17 protein-coding genes, 2 tRNA genes and 3 rRNA genes are annotated in these 18,899 nt (G+C 39.2%); 16 read left to right on the forward strand and 6 right to left on the reverse strand.

What is annotated here, in order from left to right; genetic code table 11:
* Positions 1 to 41: 41 nt before the first annotated feature.
* Positions 42 to 293, forward strand: coding sequence for a hypothetical protein (locus Q9M50_09885; GenBank protein ID MDQ7090941.1), 252 nt, complete (start codon positions 42 to 44; stop codon positions 291 to 293).
* 67 nt (positions 294 to 360) lie between these two features.
* A complete protein-coding gene (locus Q9M50_09890; protein MDQ7090942.1) occupies positions 361 to 552 on the forward strand; it encodes a dihydrofolate reductase family protein in 192 nt (63 codons plus the stop codon).
* A 2-nt stretch (positions 553 to 554) separates the two neighbouring features.
* Here the strand turns inward: Q9M50_09890 and Q9M50_09895 are convergent, their stop codons facing one another.
* Positions 555 to 1,217, reverse strand: coding sequence for a TIGR04282 family arsenosugar biosynthesis glycosyltransferase (locus Q9M50_09895; GenBank protein MDQ7090943.1), 663 nt, complete (start codon positions 1,215 to 1,217; stop codon positions 555 to 557).
* Between the two features lie 511 nt (positions 1,218 to 1,728).
* Between Q9M50_09895 and Q9M50_09900 the strand changes: the two genes are divergently transcribed.
* The 6 genes from Q9M50_09900 (at position 1,729) to Q9M50_09925 (ending at position 7,536) form a co-directional block, all read left to right on the forward strand.
* Positions 1,729 to 3,267 (forward strand): 16S ribosomal RNA (locus tag Q9M50_09900).
* 66 nt (positions 3,268 to 3,333) lie between these two features.
* Positions 3,334 to 3,410 (forward strand) — tRNA-Ile (locus tag Q9M50_09905).
* Between the two features lie 63 nt (positions 3,411 to 3,473).
* A tRNA-Ala gene (locus Q9M50_09910) sits at positions 3,474 to 3,549 on the forward strand.
* Between the two features lie 256 nt (positions 3,550 to 3,805).
* Positions 3,806 to 6,714, forward strand: a 23S ribosomal RNA gene (locus Q9M50_09915).
* A 136-nt stretch (positions 6,715 to 6,850) separates the two neighbouring features.
* Positions 6,851 to 6,966 (forward strand): 5S ribosomal RNA (gene rrf / locus Q9M50_09920).
* Together the 16S, 23S and 5S rRNA genes with 2 tRNA genes alongside form the textbook arrangement of a ribosomal RNA operon.
* A 153-nt stretch (positions 6,967 to 7,119) precedes the next feature.
* On the forward strand, positions 7,120 to 7,536 hold the full coding sequence (locus tag Q9M50_09925) for a hypothetical protein (protein MDQ7090944.1): 417 nt from the start codon (positions 7,120 to 7,122) through the stop codon (positions 7,534 to 7,536).
* A gap of 22 nt (positions 7,537 to 7,558) precedes the next feature.
* On the opposite strand, the gene Q9M50_09930 is transcribed toward Q9M50_09925, so the two are convergent.
* Positions 7,559 to 8,362 carry a symmetrical bis(5'-nucleosyl)-tetraphosphatase gene (locus tag Q9M50_09930; protein MDQ7090945.1) on the reverse strand — a complete coding sequence of 268 codons (804 nt, stop codon included), beginning with the start codon at positions 8,360 to 8,362 and terminating at the stop codon, positions 7,559 to 7,561.
* 171 nt (positions 8,363 to 8,533) lie between these two features.
* On the opposite strand from Q9M50_09930, the gene clpB reads away from it, so the two are divergent.
* The 5 genes from clpB to Q9M50_09955 all read left to right on the forward strand — a co-directional run bounded on the left by clpB (position 8,534) and on the right by Q9M50_09955 (position 13,988).
* Positions 8,534 to 11,110: an ATP-dependent chaperone ClpB gene (clpB, locus tag Q9M50_09935; GenBank protein MDQ7090946.1), complete on the forward strand. Its 2,577-nt coding sequence runs from the start codon at positions 8,534 to 8,536 to the stop codon at positions 11,108 to 11,110.
* Positions 11,111 to 11,176: 66 nt separating this feature from the next.
* Positions 11,177 to 11,746 carry an RnfABCDGE type electron transport complex subunit B gene (locus Q9M50_09940; GenBank protein MDQ7090947.1) on the forward strand — a complete coding sequence of 190 codons (570 nt, stop codon included), beginning with the start codon at positions 11,177 to 11,179 and terminating at the stop codon, positions 11,744 to 11,746.
* 390 nt (positions 11,747 to 12,136) lie between these two features.
* Positions 12,137 to 12,571 carry a hypothetical protein gene (locus Q9M50_09945; protein MDQ7090948.1) on the forward strand — a complete coding sequence of 145 codons (435 nt, stop codon included), beginning with the start codon at positions 12,137 to 12,139 and terminating at the stop codon, positions 12,569 to 12,571.
* Positions 12,572 to 12,630: 59 nt separating this feature from the next.
* Positions 12,631 to 13,632, forward strand: coding sequence for a DUF6399 domain-containing protein (locus Q9M50_09950; GenBank protein MDQ7090949.1), 1,002 nt, complete (start codon positions 12,631 to 12,633; stop codon positions 13,630 to 13,632).
* A 131-nt stretch (positions 13,633 to 13,763) separates the two neighbouring features.
* The gene (locus Q9M50_09955) at positions 13,764 to 13,988 is read left to right on the forward strand and encodes a hypothetical protein (GenBank protein ID MDQ7090950.1); all 225 of its coding nucleotides are present in this window, start codon (positions 13,764 to 13,766) and stop codon (positions 13,986 to 13,988) included.
* Positions 13,989 to 13,995: 7 nt separating this feature from the next.
* On the opposite strand, the gene Q9M50_09960 is transcribed toward Q9M50_09955, so the two are convergent.
* Together Q9M50_09960 and Q9M50_09965 are read right to left on the reverse strand one after the other, a co-directional pair.
* On the reverse strand, positions 13,996 to 14,379 hold the full coding sequence (locus Q9M50_09960) for a transposase family protein (protein MDQ7090951.1): 384 nt from the start codon (positions 14,377 to 14,379) through the stop codon (positions 13,996 to 13,998).
* Positions 14,380 to 14,405: 26 nt separating this feature from the next.
* On the reverse strand, positions 14,406 to 14,810 hold the full coding sequence (locus Q9M50_09965; protein MDQ7090952.1) for a transposase family protein: 405 nt from the start codon (positions 14,808 to 14,810) through the stop codon (positions 14,406 to 14,408).
* A 295-nt stretch (positions 14,811 to 15,105) separates the two neighbouring features.
* On the opposite strand from Q9M50_09965, the gene Q9M50_09970 reads away from it, so the two are divergent.
* Both Q9M50_09970 and Q9M50_09975 read left to right on the forward strand, forming a co-directional pair.
* The gene (locus Q9M50_09970; GenBank protein ID MDQ7090953.1) at positions 15,106 to 15,384 is read left to right on the forward strand and encodes a hypothetical protein; all 279 of its coding nucleotides are present in this window, start codon (positions 15,106 to 15,108) and stop codon (positions 15,382 to 15,384) included.
* Positions 15,385 to 15,439: 55 nt separating this feature from the next.
* Positions 15,440 to 16,606: a DUF6399 domain-containing protein gene (locus tag Q9M50_09975; protein ID MDQ7090954.1), complete on the forward strand. Its 1,167-nt coding sequence runs from the start codon at positions 15,440 to 15,442 to the stop codon at positions 16,604 to 16,606.
* A gap of 339 nt (positions 16,607 to 16,945) precedes the next feature.
* On the opposite strand, the gene Q9M50_09980 is transcribed toward Q9M50_09975, so the two are convergent.
* Positions 16,946 to 17,329: a transposase family protein gene (locus Q9M50_09980; GenBank protein MDQ7090955.1), complete on the reverse strand. Its 384-nt coding sequence runs from the start codon at positions 17,327 to 17,329 to the stop codon at positions 16,946 to 16,948.
* Positions 17,330 to 17,355: 26 nt separating this feature from the next.
* Positions 17,356 to 17,874 carry a transposase family protein gene (locus Q9M50_09985; protein ID MDQ7090956.1) on the reverse strand — a complete coding sequence of 173 codons (519 nt, stop codon included), beginning with the start codon at positions 17,872 to 17,874 and terminating at the stop codon, positions 17,356 to 17,358.
* A gap of 741 nt (positions 17,875 to 18,615) precedes the next feature.
* Between Q9M50_09985 and Q9M50_09990 the strand changes: the two genes are divergently transcribed.
* Positions 18,616 to 18,813, forward strand: a complete 198-nt coding sequence (locus Q9M50_09990) for a hypothetical protein (protein ID MDQ7090957.1) — start codon at positions 18,616 to 18,618, stop codon at positions 18,811 to 18,813.
* Positions 18,814 to 18,899 lie beyond the last annotated feature (86 nt).

The raw sequence follows: 18,899 nt of genomic DNA on the forward strand, positions 1-18,899 counted from the left end.
TATACGCAAATTGCAAGACTTGACCCCTGACCCCGTTACAAATGCCCTGTGATGCAAAAATGCGTTTGCTTGACGGTCGTTGTTTAATTTTAACGTGTTCTAAAGATAAAATAAAAAAGCAGGTTTTAGAACAGGCCGGCTTTGAAGTGTTTGTTTTAGCAGAACGAAAAGGACGTTTAGATTTAAAGACCGTCTTTTTATTTTTAGCAAAACAGCAAATTAATGAGGTTCTAGTTGAGGCTGGGGCGGCTACCAACTTAAAGCGGGACACTTTTAACTTCAAGGTTGAATGAAAGTTAATAACCATGCAGTAGTTGAATTTACTGCTGTCCCGCCTTAAGTTGGTAGCCGGCTGGGGCTATATTAAATGGTGCATTATTAGAAACGGGATTAGTTGATGAGTGGGTTATTTACATGGCGACCGTTATTTTAGGCGATCAAGGACGCGGTTTATTTAATATCCCCACTTTGCAAACAATGGCAGATAAAAAGGAATTTCATTTAAAACAAACTCGACAAGTAGGAAACGATTTAAAATTAATATTTTCGTAAGCCTAATCTTTTTGCACTAGATCTTCTATTTTTTGTATGTCATTTTGTTGACAATATCTCGTCCAATCTCCAGCTGTGTCTATATCCCACTGTTGTCTCAGTATTTTACAATTCAAATTTTGCTGCTTAATTTTTATTAGTGTTGTCTTTAAAACCTCAGAATGCCCCCAAGTCATATTCTCAAATAAGCTAATTTGAGACTGGTTTAAACCGATTAAACTATAACCGCCATCTTCTGTCGGTGCGATAACCACATCAACGCCCCGTTCTAAAGCTTCAATCGCATTAATAAAATCTTGTTTATTAAATGAGGGGCAATCACACCCTATTAATAGAACCTGTTGATAATCATTTAAACCAGAATTTATAGCATTAAACATCCGCAGTCCTAAATCTCCTGTAGATTGAACCTGCAAAGATAAATTGTAATCAATCTTAAGTTGTTGAAAAAAAGGATGGTTTTCATTAGGTGAACACCATAATTGCAAAGGACAAAGCTTGAATTTAGAAAGTTGGTTAATTATATTTTTTGATAAATGTTGATGTACAATAGCAGCTTGGTCTATTGTTAATTCAGGTGTTAAGCGAGTTTTAACTTGTCTGGCAATAGGGGCTTTACAAAAAATTTGGATAATTGTTTGTGGAAAAGGGTAATTATTTATCATTAATTTGAGGGATAAAAGGTTAGGAGAAGGTTAATAGTCACTAAATATATAGAATGATTAGGATAAGATAAATTAATTTTTTACAGTAACCTATTGAAAGTAAAGGAATGTTGAATATAGACAAAAATATTTTTGTAAAAGTGTTGACGAAAGAAAATAGAACTGTATAATACGCCTTTCTTTCAGCAACACACTGTTTCGGGAAGAACTTTAAGGAAAAAGAATTTTCAACAAGGTGTTGACAAAAACGAACATTAAGTTATAATGGTCGGCTCACTAAGGAGAGTTAATTAACTCTTTAAAGTGATTAAGAACTTCGGTTCTTACGCTCTTTAACAAGTAAATCGAAATAATTTGTGTGGGTACTTGTGCTTGGATATTAAGTTTGTAAAAAATATTCGAGACAGTATTTACACTGAACAATCATTCATTTGAATGTTTACGTTTAATTCTGAATCGAGTCAAGATTTTTTGGTTGGTTTATCTTTATAAAATCAACCAATGCACGTTTAAACTGAAGAGTTTGATCATGGCTCAGATTGAACGCTGGCGGTATGCTTAACACATGCAAGTCGAACGGTAACAGCAGGAGCTTGCTTCTGGCTGACGAGTGGCGGACGGGTGCGTAATGCATAGGAATCTGCCTAGTAGTGGGGGACAACTCGAGGAAACTCGTGCTAATACCGCATAAGCCCTACGGGGGAAAACGGGGGATCTTCGGACCTCGTGCTATTAGATGAGCCTATGTTAGATTAGCTTGTTGGTGAGGTAATGGCTCACCAAGGCGACGATCTATAGCTGGTCTGAGAGGATGATCAGCCACACTGGGACTGAGACACGGCCCAGACTCCTACGGGAGGCAGCAGTGGGGAATATTGGACAATGGGCGAAAGCCTGATCCAGCAATACCGCGTGTGTGAAGAAGGCCTGAGGGTTGTAAAGCACTTTCAATTGGGAGGAATACCTAGTGGTTAATAGCCATTAGATTGACATTACCTTTAGAAGAAGCACCGGCTAACTCCGTGCCAGCAGCCGCGGTAATACGGAGGGTGCAAGCGTTAATCGGAATTACTGGGCGTAAAGCGTTCGTAGGCGGTTTGTTAAGTTAGATGTGAAAGCCCCGAGCTTAACTTGGGAACGGCATTTAAAACTGGCAGACTAGAGTTTGGGAGAGGGAAGTGGAATTTCAGGTGTAGCAGTGAAATGCGTAGAGATCTGAAGGAACACCAGTGGCGAAGGCGGCTTCCTGGACTAAAACTGACGCTGAGGAACGAAAGCATGGGTAGCAAACGGGATTAGATACCCCGGTAGTCCATGCCGTAAACGATGTCAACTAACTGTTGGGTACTTCGGTACTTAGTGGTGGAGCTAACGTATTAAGTTGACCGCCTGGGGAGTACGGCCGCAAGGCTAAAACTCAAATGAATTGACGGGGGCCCGCACAAGCGGTGGAGCATGTGGTTTAATTCGATGCAACGCGAAGAACCTTACCACCCCTTGACATCCAGAGAATCTGTTAGAGATAATTGAGTGCCTTCGGGAACTCTGTGACAGGTGCTGCATGGCTGTCGTCAGCTCGTGTCGTGAGATGTTGGGTTAAGTCCCGTAACGAGCGCAACCCTTATCCTTAGTTGCCAGCACATAATGGTGGGAACTCTAGGGAGACTGCCGGTGATAAACCGGAGGAAGGTGGGGACGACGTCAAGTCATCATGGCCCTTATGGGGTGGGCTACACACGTGCTACAATGGCCAGTACAGAGGGCTGCGAACTTGCGAGAGTAAGCAAATCCCAGAAAGCTGGTCTTAGTCCGGATTGGAGTCTGCAACTCGACTCCATGAAGTTGGAATCGCTAGTAATCGCGAATCAGAACGTCGCGGTGAATACGTTCCCGGGCCTTGTACACACCGCCCGTCACACCATGGGAGTGGGTTGCAAAAGAAGTGGGTAGACTAACCTTCGGGAGGTCGCTCACCACTTTGTGATTCATGACTGGGGTGAAGTCGTAACAAGGTAGCCCTAGGGGAACCTGGGGCTGGATCACCTCCTTACAAAATGACTTAAGTTAGGCATAAGTATCCACAACAAATTATTTCGGTTTAATGCTCAGACGAATTGGGTCTGTAGCTCAGTTGGTTAGAGCGCACCCCTGATAAGGGTGAGGTCGGAGGTTCAAATCCTCCCAGACCCACCAATTTATAGATAATTTTAAGGATGGAAAATAAGTTTTTCATCTCTATTTGTGTCTGTATCTATTGGGGCTATAGCTCAGCTGGGAGAGCACCTGCCTTGCACGCAGGGGGTCTGCGGTTCGATCCCGCATAGCTCCACCATTTCTATAAGATTTTGTAGGTTAAGATTTTATAGAATTGGTAACTTTGGTTATTAATAAGCTCTTTAAAAATTTGGAAATCTGTAACTATAGTGTTTATCTTTATTATAACGATAAATATTTTAAAACGAGTTAAACAATGGATTAATTTTTATAATTAAACTGTTGAATAATGAGTTCTCAAGCAGAAAAAAGCGAAAATGTTAGCGAACCCGTATAACGTTAAATAAGCCTTAACAGACTTATTGGGGTTATATGGTCAAGTGAATAAGCGCATACGGTGAATGCCTTGGCAGTAAGAGGCGATGAAGGACGTTGTAGAATGCGATAAGCTTCGGGGAGTGTTCAAACCCACTATGATCCGAAGATTTCCGAATGGGGAAACCCACTTATCATAAGATAAGTATCCTTACCTGAATACATAGGGTAAGGAAGCGAACCTGGAGAACTGAAACATCTAAGTACCCAGAGGAAAAGAAATCAACCGAGATTCCCTTAGTAGCGGCGAGCGAACGGGGATTAGCCCTTAAGCATTTATTAAGTTAGTGGAACAGTCTGGAAAGTCTGGCGATACAGGGTGATAGCCCCGTACACGAAAACTTATTAGGTGTGAAATCGAGTAGGTCGGAGCACGAGAAACTTTGACTGAATAGGGGGGGACCATCCTCCAAGGCTAAATACTCCTTACTGACCGATAGTGAACTAGTACCGTGAGGGAAAGGCGAAAAGAACCCCTGTGAGGGGAGTGAAATAGAACCTGAAACCGTATGCGTACAAGCAGTGGGAGCATCGATTTATCGGTGTGACTGCGTACCTTTTGTATAATGGGTCAGCGACTTACATTTTGTGGCAAGCTTAACCGAATAGGGGAGGCGTAGCGAAAGCGAGTCTTAATAGGGCGTTTAGTCGCAAGGTGTAGACCCGAAACCGGGCGATCTATCCATGACCAGGTTGAAGGTGGGGTAATACCTACTGGAGGACCGAACCCACTTATGTTGAAAAATGAGGGGATGAGTTGTGGATCGGAGTGAAAGGCTAATCAAGCCCGGAGATAGCTGGTTCTCCTCGAAATCTATTTAGGTAGAGCCTCGTGTATAACTGTTGGGGGTAGAGCACTGTTTTGGCTAGGGGGGTCATCCCGACTTACCAACCCAATGCAAACTCCGAATACCAACAAGTTGCAGCACGGGAGACACACGGCGGGTGATAAGGTTCGTCGTGAAGAGGGAAACAGCCCAGACCGTCAGCTAAGGTCCCAAAATTATAGCTCAGTGGAAAACGATGTGAGAAGGCCCAGACAGCCAGGAGGTTGGCTTAGAAGCAGCCATCCTTTAAAGAAAGCGTAATAGCTCACTGGTCGAGTCGGCTTGCGCGGAAGATTTACCGGGGCTAAGCTATATACCGAAGCTACGGATCTTACTTTGAGTAAGGTGGTAGAGGAGCGTTCTGTACGCTGTTGAAGGTTCATTGAGAAGTGGGCTGGAGGTATCAGAAGTGCGAATGCTGACATGAGTAACGATAATGGGAGTGAAAAACTCCCACGCCGAAAACCCAAGGTTTCCTGCGCAACGCTAATCGACGCAGGGTTAGTCGGTACCTAAGGCGAGGCCGAAAGGCGTAGTCGATGGAGAACAGGTTAATATTCCTGTACTTGTTATAACTGCGATGGGGTGACGGAGAAGGCTAGATCAGCAATCTGTTGGAATAGGTTGTTTAAGCAGGTAGGGAGAAAGTTTAGGTAAATCCGGACTTTTGTTAATCCTGAGATGTGATGACGAGAAGTAATCCCCTCGGGGATGAACCGAAGTGATTGATGCCATGCTTCCAAGAAAAACCTCTAAGCTTCAGGTTATAACGAGCCGTACCCCAAACCAACACAGGTGGGTGGGATGAGAATTCTAAGGCGCTTGAGAGAACTCGGGTGAAGGAACTAGGCAAAATGGTACCGTAACTTCGGGAGAAGGTACGCCCTTGGTAGGTGAAGTCCCTTGCGGATGGAGCCAAAGAGGGCAGCATTAAACTGGTGGCTGCGACTGTTTAGCAAAAACATAGCACTCTGCAAACACGAAAGTGGACGTATAGGGTGTGACGCCTGCCCGGTGCTGGAAGGTTAATTGATGAGGTTAGTGCTTGCACGAAGCTTTTGATCGAAGCCCCAGTAAACGGCGGCCGTAACTATAACGGTCCTAAGGTAGCGAAATTCCTTGTCGGGTAAGTTCCGACCTGCACGAATGGCGTAACGACGGCCACACTGTCTCCACCCGAGACTCAGTGAAATTGAAATTGCGGTGAAGATGCCGTATACCCGCGGCTAGACGGAAAGACCCCGTGCACCTTTACTATAGCTTTACACTGGACTTTGAACCTACTTGTGTAGGATAGCTGGGAGACATTGAAACCACATCGCTAGGTGGGGTGGAGTCACCCTTGAAATACCAGCCTGGTATGTTTGAAGTTCTAACCTAGACCCGTTATCCGGGTTGGGGACAGTGTATGGTGGGTAGTTTGACTGGGGCGGTCTCCTCCCAAAGAGTAACGGAGGAGCACGAAGGTACCCTAATCCTGGTCGGAAATCAGGAGTTTAGTGCAATGGCATAAGGGTGCTTGACTGCGAGACGGACGTGTCGAGCAGGTACGAAAGTAGGTCATAGTGATCCGGTGGTTCTGAATGGAAGGGCCATCGCTCAACGGATAAAAGGTACGCCGGGGATAACAGGCTGATACCGCCCAAGAGTTCATATCGACGGCGGTGTTTGGCACCTCGATGTCGGCTCATCACATCCTGGGGCTGAAGCAGGTCCCAAGGGTATGGCTGTTCGCCATTTAAAGTGGTACGCGAGCTGGGTTCAGAACGTCGTGAGACAGTTCGGTCCCTATCTGCCGTGGGCGTTTGAGATTTGAGGGAAGCTGCTCCTAGTACGAGAGGACCGGAGTGGACGAACCCCTGGTGTTCCAGTTGTCTCGCCAGAGGCATTGCTGGGTAGCTACGTTCGGACAGGATAAGCGCTGAAAGCATCTAAGCGCGAAGCCCCTCCCAAGATGAGATCTCACTGGAACTTAAAGTTCCCTGAAGGGCTGTTGGAGACTACAACGTTGATAGGTCAGGTGTGGAAGCGCAGTAATGTGTGAAGCTAACTGATACTAATTGCCCGTGAGGCTTGATCATATAACACCCAATCAGTTTGGGTCGTTATTGGAAGTTAACATGCTTTTAAAGCGAAGAGAATTGATACAGATTTCCAACTCAATGCAACAGAGCTGCATTGATTGATAATAAGTGAGTTACTTATTACACCAAATTGCTTGGTGACCATAGCGAGAGTGAACCACCTGATCCCATCCCGAACTCAGAAGTGAAACCTCTTAGCGCCGATGATAGTGTGGCAGGTTGCCATGTGAAAGTAGGGAATTGCCAAGCTTAAATTTAAAAAAACCGTTTACGAAAGTACAACGGTTTTTTTTTGTTTGAAATTTATTAAAAAAAGCAATGAAACAGAGATGGAAACTTATCTTGATATATTGAGTCTTTCTAAAAACACGATCAAATACTTTAGGTTCAACACTATAAACTATGAAAGTTTTATTAAGAAAATCACCCATAAATTTAACGATTAACCAAAAAGTTATTGCAATTACAATTGTCCTCTTTATGTATGATATTTGGTTGGGGATGTTAAGTTATCTAATTGAAGTTATATTTGAATTCATGGAATATAATTTAGAAGAAATTGCCCAAGAGATGTTAGGAGTTGGCCATCATGTGAGTGAAATTATTGTTCTTAATTTATTTTTAGCCATTGCTTTATGTAGTCTGGTTTATTTATGGATTGCATCACCACGCATATACGATTACTTAAGTGATATAGGCGAGGGCTTTAGACGACAATTTATGGGCTTTTGGTACACATTAAGGTTATTAGAAAAAATTAAATTATCCCTAACTTATTTACTGATCGGCTCAACATTCATTACGTTCTTATTTGTATAATAAATAGGATAGAAAAGTAACGTTAACCACAGTCAATACTAATGCGCTTAGTCGTTTGTCCTAATTTTAAGGCCGTTAACTGCCCCCCCCATAAACATCCAGTATCAATACCATAACAATCTTTATCTTGATAAAATCCTAAAGTTGACCAATGACCAAAAATAATTTTTAATTCATTATTTTTACGGGATTTAAAACTAAACCAAGGTTGTAAGTGCTTAGGTTGTGTTCCTGGTTTATCTTTATGGTAAAAATCTAAACGCCCCATCGCATCACAATAACGCAACCGTGTAAAACAATTAAGAATAAAGCGTAAACGATCAACGCCCTCTAAGTTTTTAGACCATAAATCAGGCTGGTCTCCATACATAACCTTAAAAAATGCCAGATAATCATCCGATTTTAAAACTTTTTCCAATGAAAGAGCCATTTTTTTAGCTTGTGCAATGCTCCATTGTGGTGGTAATCCCGCATGAAGTAAGCAATACTCATCATTATAATGAAAAAAAGGGCGTTTTCGTAACCAGTTCATTAACTCATCTCGATCACTTGCGCGAAGAATGGCATCAAATGAATCTTTGCATTTCGGTTTTTTATGTAAATAGGCAATCGCAAGAAGATGTAAATCGTGATTACCCAATACGGTAATCGCCGCCGCCCCAAGCCCTTTTACAAAACGTAGCGTTTCTAATGATTTATCTCCCCGATTAACTAAATCACCCGCAAACCAAAGTTGGTCATTTTTAGGATCAAAATTAATCACCTCAAGTAAACGTAATAAATCATCATAGCACCCTTGTATGTCACCAATTGCATAAATAGCCACGAGACGTTCCCTTTATAAATTAAAGATGTCATCCCCACATCTTAATGTTAAAACCAGAGTCAAATTATACCTAATTTTTAAAAGTACAACCGAACTTGGGTAAATTATATTGAAAGTTCGCCTATTAATCTCCATGTTACCTTTATATTATTACTGATTAAGGCTTATTTTATGAGAATGGATAAATTAACACACAAATTTCAACAAGCGATTGCGGATGCTCAGAGCTTAGCCGTGGGGAAAGATCATCAATTTATTACGCCCCTGCATTTGATGTTGACCTTATTAACCCAAGAAGGGGGAAGTATTCGCCCTTTATTAACTCAAATTGAAACCAATGTTAACCAACTTCAATCAATTTTAGACAATGAATTAAAACAAATAGCCACTGTTTCAGGGGCAGGTGGCGATGTTCAAATCTCAGCGGAATTAACACGAACTCTTAATTTAACCGATAAATTAGCACAACAACAAGGCGATAGTTTTATTTCTAGTGAGTTATTTTTATTAGCGGCGATTGAAAGTAAAGATAAATTACAGGGGATATTAAAAAAATTAGGACTCAATAAACTAATTTTAGAGCGGGCCATTAACGCACTTCGTGGAGACGAAAAGGTTCACAATGAAAATGCAGAAGACCAGCGTCAAGCCTTATCAAAATATACCACTGATTTAACCGAGCAAGCCGCCCAAGGTAAGCTTGATCCTGTGATCGGTCGTGATGATGAAATTCGACGGACGATTCAAGTATTACAGCGGCGAACTAAAAATAATCCTGTTCTAATTGGTGAGCCAGGTGTGGGAAAAACGGCGATTGTTGAAGGGTTAGCGCAACGAATTATCAAGGGTGAAGTTCCTGAAGGACTTAAAAATAAGCAGCTATTATCCTTAGATATGGCCTCATTGATTGCAGGAGCAAAATTTCGAGGGGAATTTGAAGAGCGACTTAAAGCGGTTTTAAAAGAACTTGCAAAACAGGAAGGACAAATCATCCTGTTTATTGATGAATTACACACGATGGTCGGCGCAGGGAAAGCGGAAGGATCAATGGATGCAGGGAATATGCTAAAACCTGCATTAGCACGAGGCGAATTGCATTGTGTTGGAGCGACGACATTAGATGAATACCGAAAATATTTAGAAAAAGATGCGGCTTTAGAGCGACGTTTTCAAAAGATTTTAGTGGATGAACCCAATGTTGAAGCGACGATTGCTATTTTACGGGGATTAAAAGAACGCTATGAAGTTCATCACGGAGTTGATATAACCGATCCCGCGATTGTGGCGGCGGCGGTTTTATCGCATCGTTATATTTCAGACCGACAAATGCCCGATAAAGCCATTGATTTAATTGATGAGGCGGGGAGTAAAATTCGGATGGAAATTGACTCTAAACCTGAAGTGATGGATAAATTAGAACGGCGTTTGATTCAGTTAAAAATTGAACAAGTGGCGTTGAAAAATGAAAAAGATGTCAGTTCTAAAAAACGTTTACAGGATTTAGAAACTGAAATTTTATCCTTAGAAAAAGAGTTTGCTGATTTAGACGAAATTTGGAAGGCCGAAAAGCTGATGTTGGAGGGTTCAAGCTTAATTAAAGAAAAGTTAGAGCAAGCGCGATTAGATTTGGACGTGGCCAGTCGTCATAATGATTTAGCCAAAATGTCAGAATTGCAGTATGGCGTTATTCCTAAATTGGAACAGGAATTGACGCAAGCAAATACCCTTGAAACTAAGCCATTACAATTGTTACGTAACAACGTTACCGAGGATGAAATTGCCGAAGTGGTTTCAAAATGGACAGGCATTCCTGTTTCAAAAATGCTGGAGGGTGAAAAAGATAAATTATTACGCATGGAAACAGAATTAGTCTTGCGTGTTGTTGGTCAAGACGATGCCTTAACCTCCGTGAGTCATGCTATTCGTCGTTCCAGAGCAGGGATTTCTGATCCAAATAAACCGATTAGTTCTTTTTTATTTTTAGGCCCTACAGGGGTTGGGAAAACTGAACTTTGCAAAGCGTTAGCGGATTTTTTGTTTGATTCTGAAAATTCAATTGTGCGGATTGATATGTCTGAGTTTATGGAAAAACATTCAGTGGCTCGCCTCATTGGTGCGCCTCCTGGTTATGTGGGCTATGAAGAAGGGGGCTATTTAACCGAGGCGGTTCGCCGAAAGCCCTATTCTATTGTATTACTCGATGAAATTGAAAAAGCCCACAGTGATGTTTTTAATGTTTTGTTGCAGGTTTTGGATGATGGGCGTTTAACCGATGGCCAAGGACGTACCGTTGATTTTAGTAATACGGTCATTATTATGACTTCTAATTTAGGTTCAGAACGCATTCAAGAATTAGCGGGTGAAAATAATTATCCTGCTATGAAAAAGGCGGTTATGGATATTGTCGAATGGAAATTTAAACCCGAATTTATTAACCGAATTGATGAAGCCGTTGTTTTTCATCCTTTAGGAAAAGTACATATTCGGGCTATTTGTAAACTACAAATTCAATCATTACGCAAACGACTACTGGAACGAGATCTTGACCTAGAGCTTTCAGTGGCGGTATTGGATTTATTAGGGGAAGCAGGGTTTGATCCTATTTATGGCGCACGACCGTTAAAGCGAGCTATTCAACAACAATTAGAAAACCCTTTAGCTGAAAAATTATTAGCGGGTGAATTTTTAGCAGGCTCAACGATCAAGGTTGAATTAGATAACAATCAGCTGCAGTTCTCATCTACCTAGTTTCAAGATGAATCAATTGAGTGGAAAATGCGAAATCCATTTTAAAAAAGATAAAGGAATAAAGGAATGAGCCTATCTCAACTTGAATTAACAAAACAAATCAGTGATGTTTTACCTCAAACACACTGTACGCGCTGTGGGTACTCAGGTTGTGAGCCTTATGCTCACGCGTTAGCCAATAATAAGGCGGAGATTAATCAGTGTCCACCTGGTGGGGATAAGACGATTCAGTCACTGGCGGCTTTGCTTAATAAAGTGGTTAAACCCTTAAATCCTAAGTTTGGTGAATATCAGCCGCCTCATGTTGCTCTTATTGTTGAACAAGACTGTATTGGTTGTGCAAAATGTCTAACGGCTTGTCCTGTTGATGCGATTCTAGGGGCTTCTAAAATGATGCATACGATTATCAGTGAGGAATGCACGGGGTGTGATTTATGCATTCCTCCTTGTCCCGTTGATTGTATTGTTATTGAGGTAACGGATAATGTATATAACAAAACTTTAGCAAAACAACGTTATCAAGCGAAACAGCATCGTTTATTGGTGTTACAAAATGAAAAAAAGGAGCGAGCTAATCAAAAGAAGGCCGCGTTAAAGGCAATGATGCAAGCAAAAAAAGTGAGAGCTGAAAATTAAGTTATCGTTTAAAATGATAGGTTGGGTTGTTGATCGAGTTTTATATGAAGCGTTAACGCGGGGTTTCTCATATTACGCAAGTTTCATACGGGCGACTTGTTTTGATTTAAATTTATACTGTCCCCGCAAACTAGGAAAAAGTGGGTAGGTTATTTTTTCGCTTTATTCGACCCCCTTTATTTCCGCCTTTTTTCATCCCGGCTACCAACTTAAGACGGGACAAAATAAAGAACTAACTGCGATATTCTTGTATCATAGGTTAATGACTAAAAAAACAGAACAACACAGAAAATACGCGCAGCTAGTCACGCAATTATCGCTGAAATTACAACAACAGGCAAGCAAACTGTTCGTAACTTAGCTTCAATTGTTGGTCGCTCAAAAAGCAGTGTGCATCGTCAAGCGCAAACAAAGCGAAATCGACATCCTAAATCATCATTATGGGAAACCGAGGCAGGTAGTTCTTGGCAAAGATTAATGGTGTTTTCCGCCTTGTATGTCTTTGGATTAAAGGCAGGCGTAGGTGCAGAGACTTTATCGCTGTTTTTTAAAATGATACGGATTGACACCCATGTGGGCGTATCACCCGATGCACTGCGGACTCAAATCAATAAAATGGAAGTCTTATTGCCGCAGTTTCAGCAAGAATGCGAAAAAAGTGTGAAAAAACAAACACGTAAAGTTGTTGCTGGGCTGGATGAGACTTTTTTCGGCAACTTTATGATTTTAGTTTTAATGGACTTACGTTCTGGCTATCTTTTGTTGGAAGATATTAGCGATGATAGGTGCTACGATACTTGGTATAAAAGGTTTCGCCACGATTAGAATCATTAGGCATTGAGGTTAATCATGCGATTAGTGATCGCGCTAAGGCGTTGATAAAAATGGCAGTGACGGGGTTTAAGTGCGAATCGGGGGCAGATATTTTTCATGCTCAACAAGATATGAGTCGCTGGTTAGGCGCGAAAATCGGCAGGCGTGCAGCAAGGGCTGAAAAACAGCGGCAAGCGGCGCAAACCGCAGAGTCTAATGTTTCTAAAACGGCAATGATGCAGAAAATTATTGGACTTAAAACAACACGGATAACGGCTGAAAAAGAGCTTGAAGAAGCCAAAAAAATACAAACAGATTATCACGAAAACTTACAAGGGATTGCGGATGAAGTTCATCCTTTTTCACTCAATGATAGTCGTAGAAACGATGCGGAACAGGTTGAGAAGTTGCTAGAGTTAAGAGCGCGAGCCTTTGAAAAAATAGCGGAAAAACAAGGGATTAACGATCATAAAGGCGTGATGAAAAAGTTTCGTAATCAAATAAAACCGTTAGCGGTATCCATCAGTTTTTGGTGGCTTTGGGTACGCGAAACCTTGCAAAATTTGGGGCTTGATGCGGATACCGAATATTGGTTGACCACAACATTATTACCCGTTGTTTATTGGCATCAGAAAATGGAACAAACTAAAAGCCGCAGGTCAAAGGAAAACTATCGAAAAGCTTGGGAAACCGCGTCTGATAAGCTCAAATCAGACCCATTTAGTGCAAAGTTATCAATCAGTGAAATGCAGCGATGGCTAACATTGGCGGAGCATATGGCAAGGCAGTTTCAACGCAGTTCATCTGCGGTGGAAGGGCGAAATGGCTGTTTATCGCAAATGTATCGCAATGGGCGAGGTTTGAATAAAAAGCGATTAAACGCGTTGACGGTCATTCATAACTACGGAATCAAACGTGAGGATGGCACAACCGCCGCCATGCGTTTATTTGATACCGAGTTTCCAGACTTGTTTTCATGGCTACTGAATGAAATGGGCGAGTTACCGCTTCCTAGAAATAGTCGAAAGCGTGTGTTTTCTAACCCTTTGAAATTGCTGGATGTCCCGTCTTAAATTGGTAGCCTTCATCCCTTTTTTTATTTGTTAAAAAAAACATAATTCTATGAAAAAAACATGATATACTTTCATTTGTTAAAAAAACATAATTTTATGAAAAAAGCATGATATGAAAATAGACTAAAAATATGAAAATAAATCAAAAGTTGGAGATTGAATTTGATGGGTTGATTTTTGCTCAAGACATGCATTTGAAAATGATTTATGTCAATGAGCTTGAGGTTGAGATACTAAAATTTACAGGGTTGCTTGATAAAAGATTTAACATTTTTATGTCAAGAAAAGACACAAAAGAATTTATTTCCGTATTAAAACACTCTGAAAGCTTAAAAGACAATAGACTTGTTCTTTAAGAAGAAGTTAATATATCATGTTAAAATTCCATAGGATAGCCGCTAAAAAAGAAAATAAATCTTTTACACCTTCTTTTTTATTTCTAAACTTGTCAACTAGGCATCTATATCTTTTCATTCCACCGATTACATGCTCAACAATGACTCTTTCACGACTCATCTCTTTGTTTTCTTTTTTTTGTTTTTCAGTTAATGTTGGGTTTGGATTATGCTTAGATTTATTTGGTTTTTTATGAGGAATATTTACCGAATTAGTTTTATATTCATTATTAAACCCCAAATAACCTAAATCAATAAATATATTAAAATTACTAAACCAATTTAATTCTGGATTAAATTCTTTTTTAAACATTCCATAATCATGATTTTTACCTGGAAAACTAACCCCAATATATAAAATTAAATGACCTAAAGAAGCTATAGTGGTATTTTTAATTGTATGCTGTTTTTTTTACCACTGTAAAATTCATTTTGTTCTTCATAGTCACTAGGGCGTTGTACAGCACGCTCTGTAGCATCTATTATCAATGTTTGAACTCCGCCAAAAGCCTGCTGCATTTCTTCAGGGGTTGAAAAACTTGTTGCAGGTAAAACATTAAATATATCTAACGTCTTTATTAAAATTGGAAATAATTTGTATACATGAGTATGAGCGCATGATTTATTCATATTAAAAGAAAACCCTAAGTGATCGAAAGTAGAATAGCACTTCATATAATTTAATATAAATAATAATTTGTCTGCGGGTGTTTTTAATGTGCTATCTAAACCACTACCGTATTTTCTTTCTTTATTTTCATGTTTTTCTTTTTGATCTTCAATAAGGGTCTTTTCAAATAGAGATAATAGTAAAATAAAATGTTCTGTTTTTAATCCTGTTAAAGCTCTTAACTGTCTATCATCATAAATTCTTGGTAAAATTTCTTGGCTACCAACTTAAGACGGGACAAAATAAAGAACTAACTGCGATATTCTTGTATCATAGGTTAATGACTAAAAAAACAGAACAACACAGAAAATACGCGCAGCTAGTCACGCAATTATCGCTGAAATTACAACAACAGGCAAGCAAACTGTTCGTAACTTAGCTTCAATTGTTGGTCGCTCAAAAAGCAGTGTGCATCGTCATCGTCAAGCGCAAACAAAGCGAAATCGACATCCTGAATCATCATTATGGGAAACCGAGGCAGGTAGTTCTTGGCAAAGATTAATGGTGTTTTCCGCCTTGTATGTCTTTGGATTAAAGGCAGGCGTAGGTGCAGAGACTTTATCGCTGTTTTTTAAAATGATACGGATTGACACCCATGTGGGCGTATCACCCGACGCACTGCGGACTCAAATCAATAAAATGGAAGTCTTATTGCCGCAGTTTCAGCAAGAATGCGAAAAAGTGTGAAAAAACAAACACGTAAAGTTGTTGCTGGGCTGGATGAGACTTTTTCGGCAACTTTATGATTTTAGTTTTAATGGACTTACGTTCTGGCTATCTTTTGTTGGAAGATATTAGCGATGATAGGTGCTACGATACTTGGTATAAAAAGGTTTCGCCACGATTAGAATCATTAGGCATTGAGGTTAATCATGCGATTAGTGATCGCGCTAAGGCGTTGATAAAAATGGCAGTGACGGGGTTTAAGTGCGAATCGGGGGCAGATATTTTTCATGCTCAACAAGATATGAGTCGCTGGTTAGGCGCGAAAATCGGCAGGCGTGCAGCAAGGGCTGAAAAACAGCGGCAAGCAGCGCAAACCGCAGAGTCTACTGTTTCTAAAACGGCAACGATGCAGAAAATTATTGGACTTAAAACAACACGGATAACGGCTGAAAAAGAGCTTGAAGAAGCCAAAAAAATACAAACAGATTATCACGAAAACTTACAAGGGATTGCGGATGAAGTTCATCCTTTTTCACTCAATGATAGTCGTAGAAACGATGCGGAACAGGTTGAGAAGTTGCTAGAGTTAAGAGCGCGAGCCTTTGAAAAAATAGCGGAAAAACAAGGGATTAACGATCATAAAGGCGTGATGAAAAAGTTTCGTAATCAAATAAAACCGTTAGCGGTATCCATCAGTTTTTGGTGGCTTTGGGTACGCGAAACCTTGCAAAATTTGGGGCTTGATGCGGATACCGAATATTGGTTGACCACAACATTATTACCCGTTGTTTATTGGCATCAGAAAATGGAACAAACTAAAAGCCGCAGGTCAAAGGAAAACTATCGAAAAGCTTGGGAAACCGCGTCTGATAAGCTCAAATCAGACCCATTTAGTGCAAAGTTATCAATCAGTGAAATGCAGCGATGGCTAACATTGGCGGAGCATATGGCAAGGCAGTTTCAACGCAGTTCATCTGCGGTGGAAGGGCGAAATGGCTGTTTATCGCAAATGTATCGCAATGGGCGAGGTTTGAATAAAAAGCGATTAAACGCGTTGACGGTCATTCATAACTACGGAATCAAACGTGAGGATGGCACAACCGCCGCCATGCGTTTATTTGATACCGAGTTTCCAGACTTGTTTTCATGGCTACTGAATGAAATGGGCGAGTTACCGCTTCCTAGAAATAGTCGAAAGCGTGTGTTTTCTAACCCTTTGAAATTGCTGGATGTCCCGTCTTAAATTGGTAGCCAATTTCTTTTATTTTCATGTTATACTTTGATTTTTATTTTTTATAGAAATTTATTATAAAGCTTATTTATTATTTTTAATAATTTAATTTAAAGTTTATTTATTAGGCTGTATCAACTGATTGTGAGTGTTATCAAGTATATATAAGCAATTGATTTTAATATATTTTATTTAGAAGAACAAGTCTAATAAAATAATTTTTGGAAGAGGAAAAACAAAAAGAATTCATCATTTATTAGCATTTAAATTTGCTACTTGGGTCTCTAAAGAATTTGAGATAAAGGTTTATAAATTTTTTATGGAACATTAGACTTGTTCTTTAAGAAGAAGTTAATATATCATGTTAAAATTCCATAGGATAGCCGCTAAAAAAGAAAATAAATCTTTTACACCTTCTTTTTTATTTCTAAACTTGTCAACTAGGCATCTATATCTTTTCATTCCACCGATTACATGCTCAACAATGACTCTTTCACGACTCATCTCTTTGTTTTCTTTTTTTTGATTTTCTGTTAATGTTGGGTTTGGATTATGCTTAGATTTATTTGGTTTTTTATGAGGAATATTTACCGAATTAGTTTTATATTCATTATTAAACCCCAAATAACCTAAATCAATAAATATATTAAAATTACTAAACCAATTTAATTCTGGATTAAATTCTTTTTTAAACATTCCATAATCATGATTTTTACCTGGAAAATTAACCCCAATATATAAAATTAAATGACCTAAAGAAGCTATAGTGGTATTTTTAATTGTATGTTGTTTTTTTTACCACTGTAAAATTCATTTTGTTCTTCATAGTCACTAGGGCGTTGTACAGCACGCTCTGTAGCATCTATTATCAATGTTTGAACTCCGCCAAAAGCCTGCTGCATTTCTTCAGGGGTTGAAAAACTTGTTGCAGGTAAAACATTAAATATATCTAACGTCTTTATTAAAATTGGAAATAATTTGTATACATGAGTATGGGCGCATGATTTATTCATATTAAAAGAAAACCCTAAGTGATCGAAAGTAGAATAACACTTCATATAATTTAATATAAATAATAATTTGTCTGCGGGTGTTTTTAATGTGCTATCTAAACCACTACCGTATTTTCTTTCTTTATTTTCATGTTTTTCTTTTTGATCTTCAATAAGGGTCTTTTCAAATAGAGATAATAGTAAAATAAAATGTTCTGTTTTTAATCCTGTTAAAGTTCTTAACTGTCTATCATCATAAATTCTTGGTAAAATTTCTTTTATTTTCATGTTATACTTTGATTTTTATTTTTTATAGAAATTTATTATAAAGCTTATTTATTATTTTTAATAATTTAATTTAAAGTTTATTTATTAGGCTGTATCAACTGATTGTGAGTGTTATCAAGTATATATAAGCAATTGATTTTAATATATTTTATTTAGAAGAACAAGTCTATTATCCAGAAATTCGTGAGTTAGGTGGTGATAAATATAATCATTTTAAAAAAGAGTTTCTTCCAAAAATTTATGAAGGAGACTCTTCAAACTGGGTTGTAATCAATATGAATATTTATATAAATTCAGTTTTAGAAAAAGATAATGGCTGGAATAGTCAATCAAAGATTGAGTACAAAGCAAGAGACTATATCTATAGTCATATTATGCTAGATATTAAAAGGGAAATGAAGCCAAAAGCTCGACAATTAATTTCAGATTTTATCAATAAAAGAATTGATTACCATTTTGAATCTTTAAAAATGTTAAATACATTGATATGCTAGGGATAAAAAGGGGACGAGATAAAAAAGGGGATGCACTTTTTTCTCGTCCCCTTATAATTTACTCCGACCCCTTTATTCCGACCCCTTTATTCCGACCCCTTTATTCACGACCCCTTTATTCATTACCATTTTGAATCTTTAAAAATGTTAAATACATTGATATGCTAGGGATAAAAAGGGGACGAGATAAAAAAGGGGATGCACTTTTTTCTCGTCCCCTTATAATTTCAAAGTTCGCTTAATTCCCATGCAAAAGTTGATGGGCGTGACCGAAAAACCCAAAGTTCGCTTAATTCCCATGCAAAAGTTGATGGGCGTGACCGAAAAACCCAAAGTTCGCTTAATTCCCATGCAAAAGTTGATGGGCGTGACCGAAAAACCCATGGTCGGTTTTGTTTTGAGCTTGGTCGACGAAGTATTAGTAAAGAGGTTGCAAAAAAATTAAGTGCTTTTTTTAATGTTAATGTTGAACGGTTCATTTAATAAAAAACATAACAAAAAAATCCACTTGACCGTAAAAAGCGTCACAAA

Source organism: Methylococcales bacterium (genome assembly GCA_030949405.1).
Lineage (GTDB): Bacteria > Pseudomonadota > Gammaproteobacteria > Methylococcales > Methylomonadaceae > WTBX01.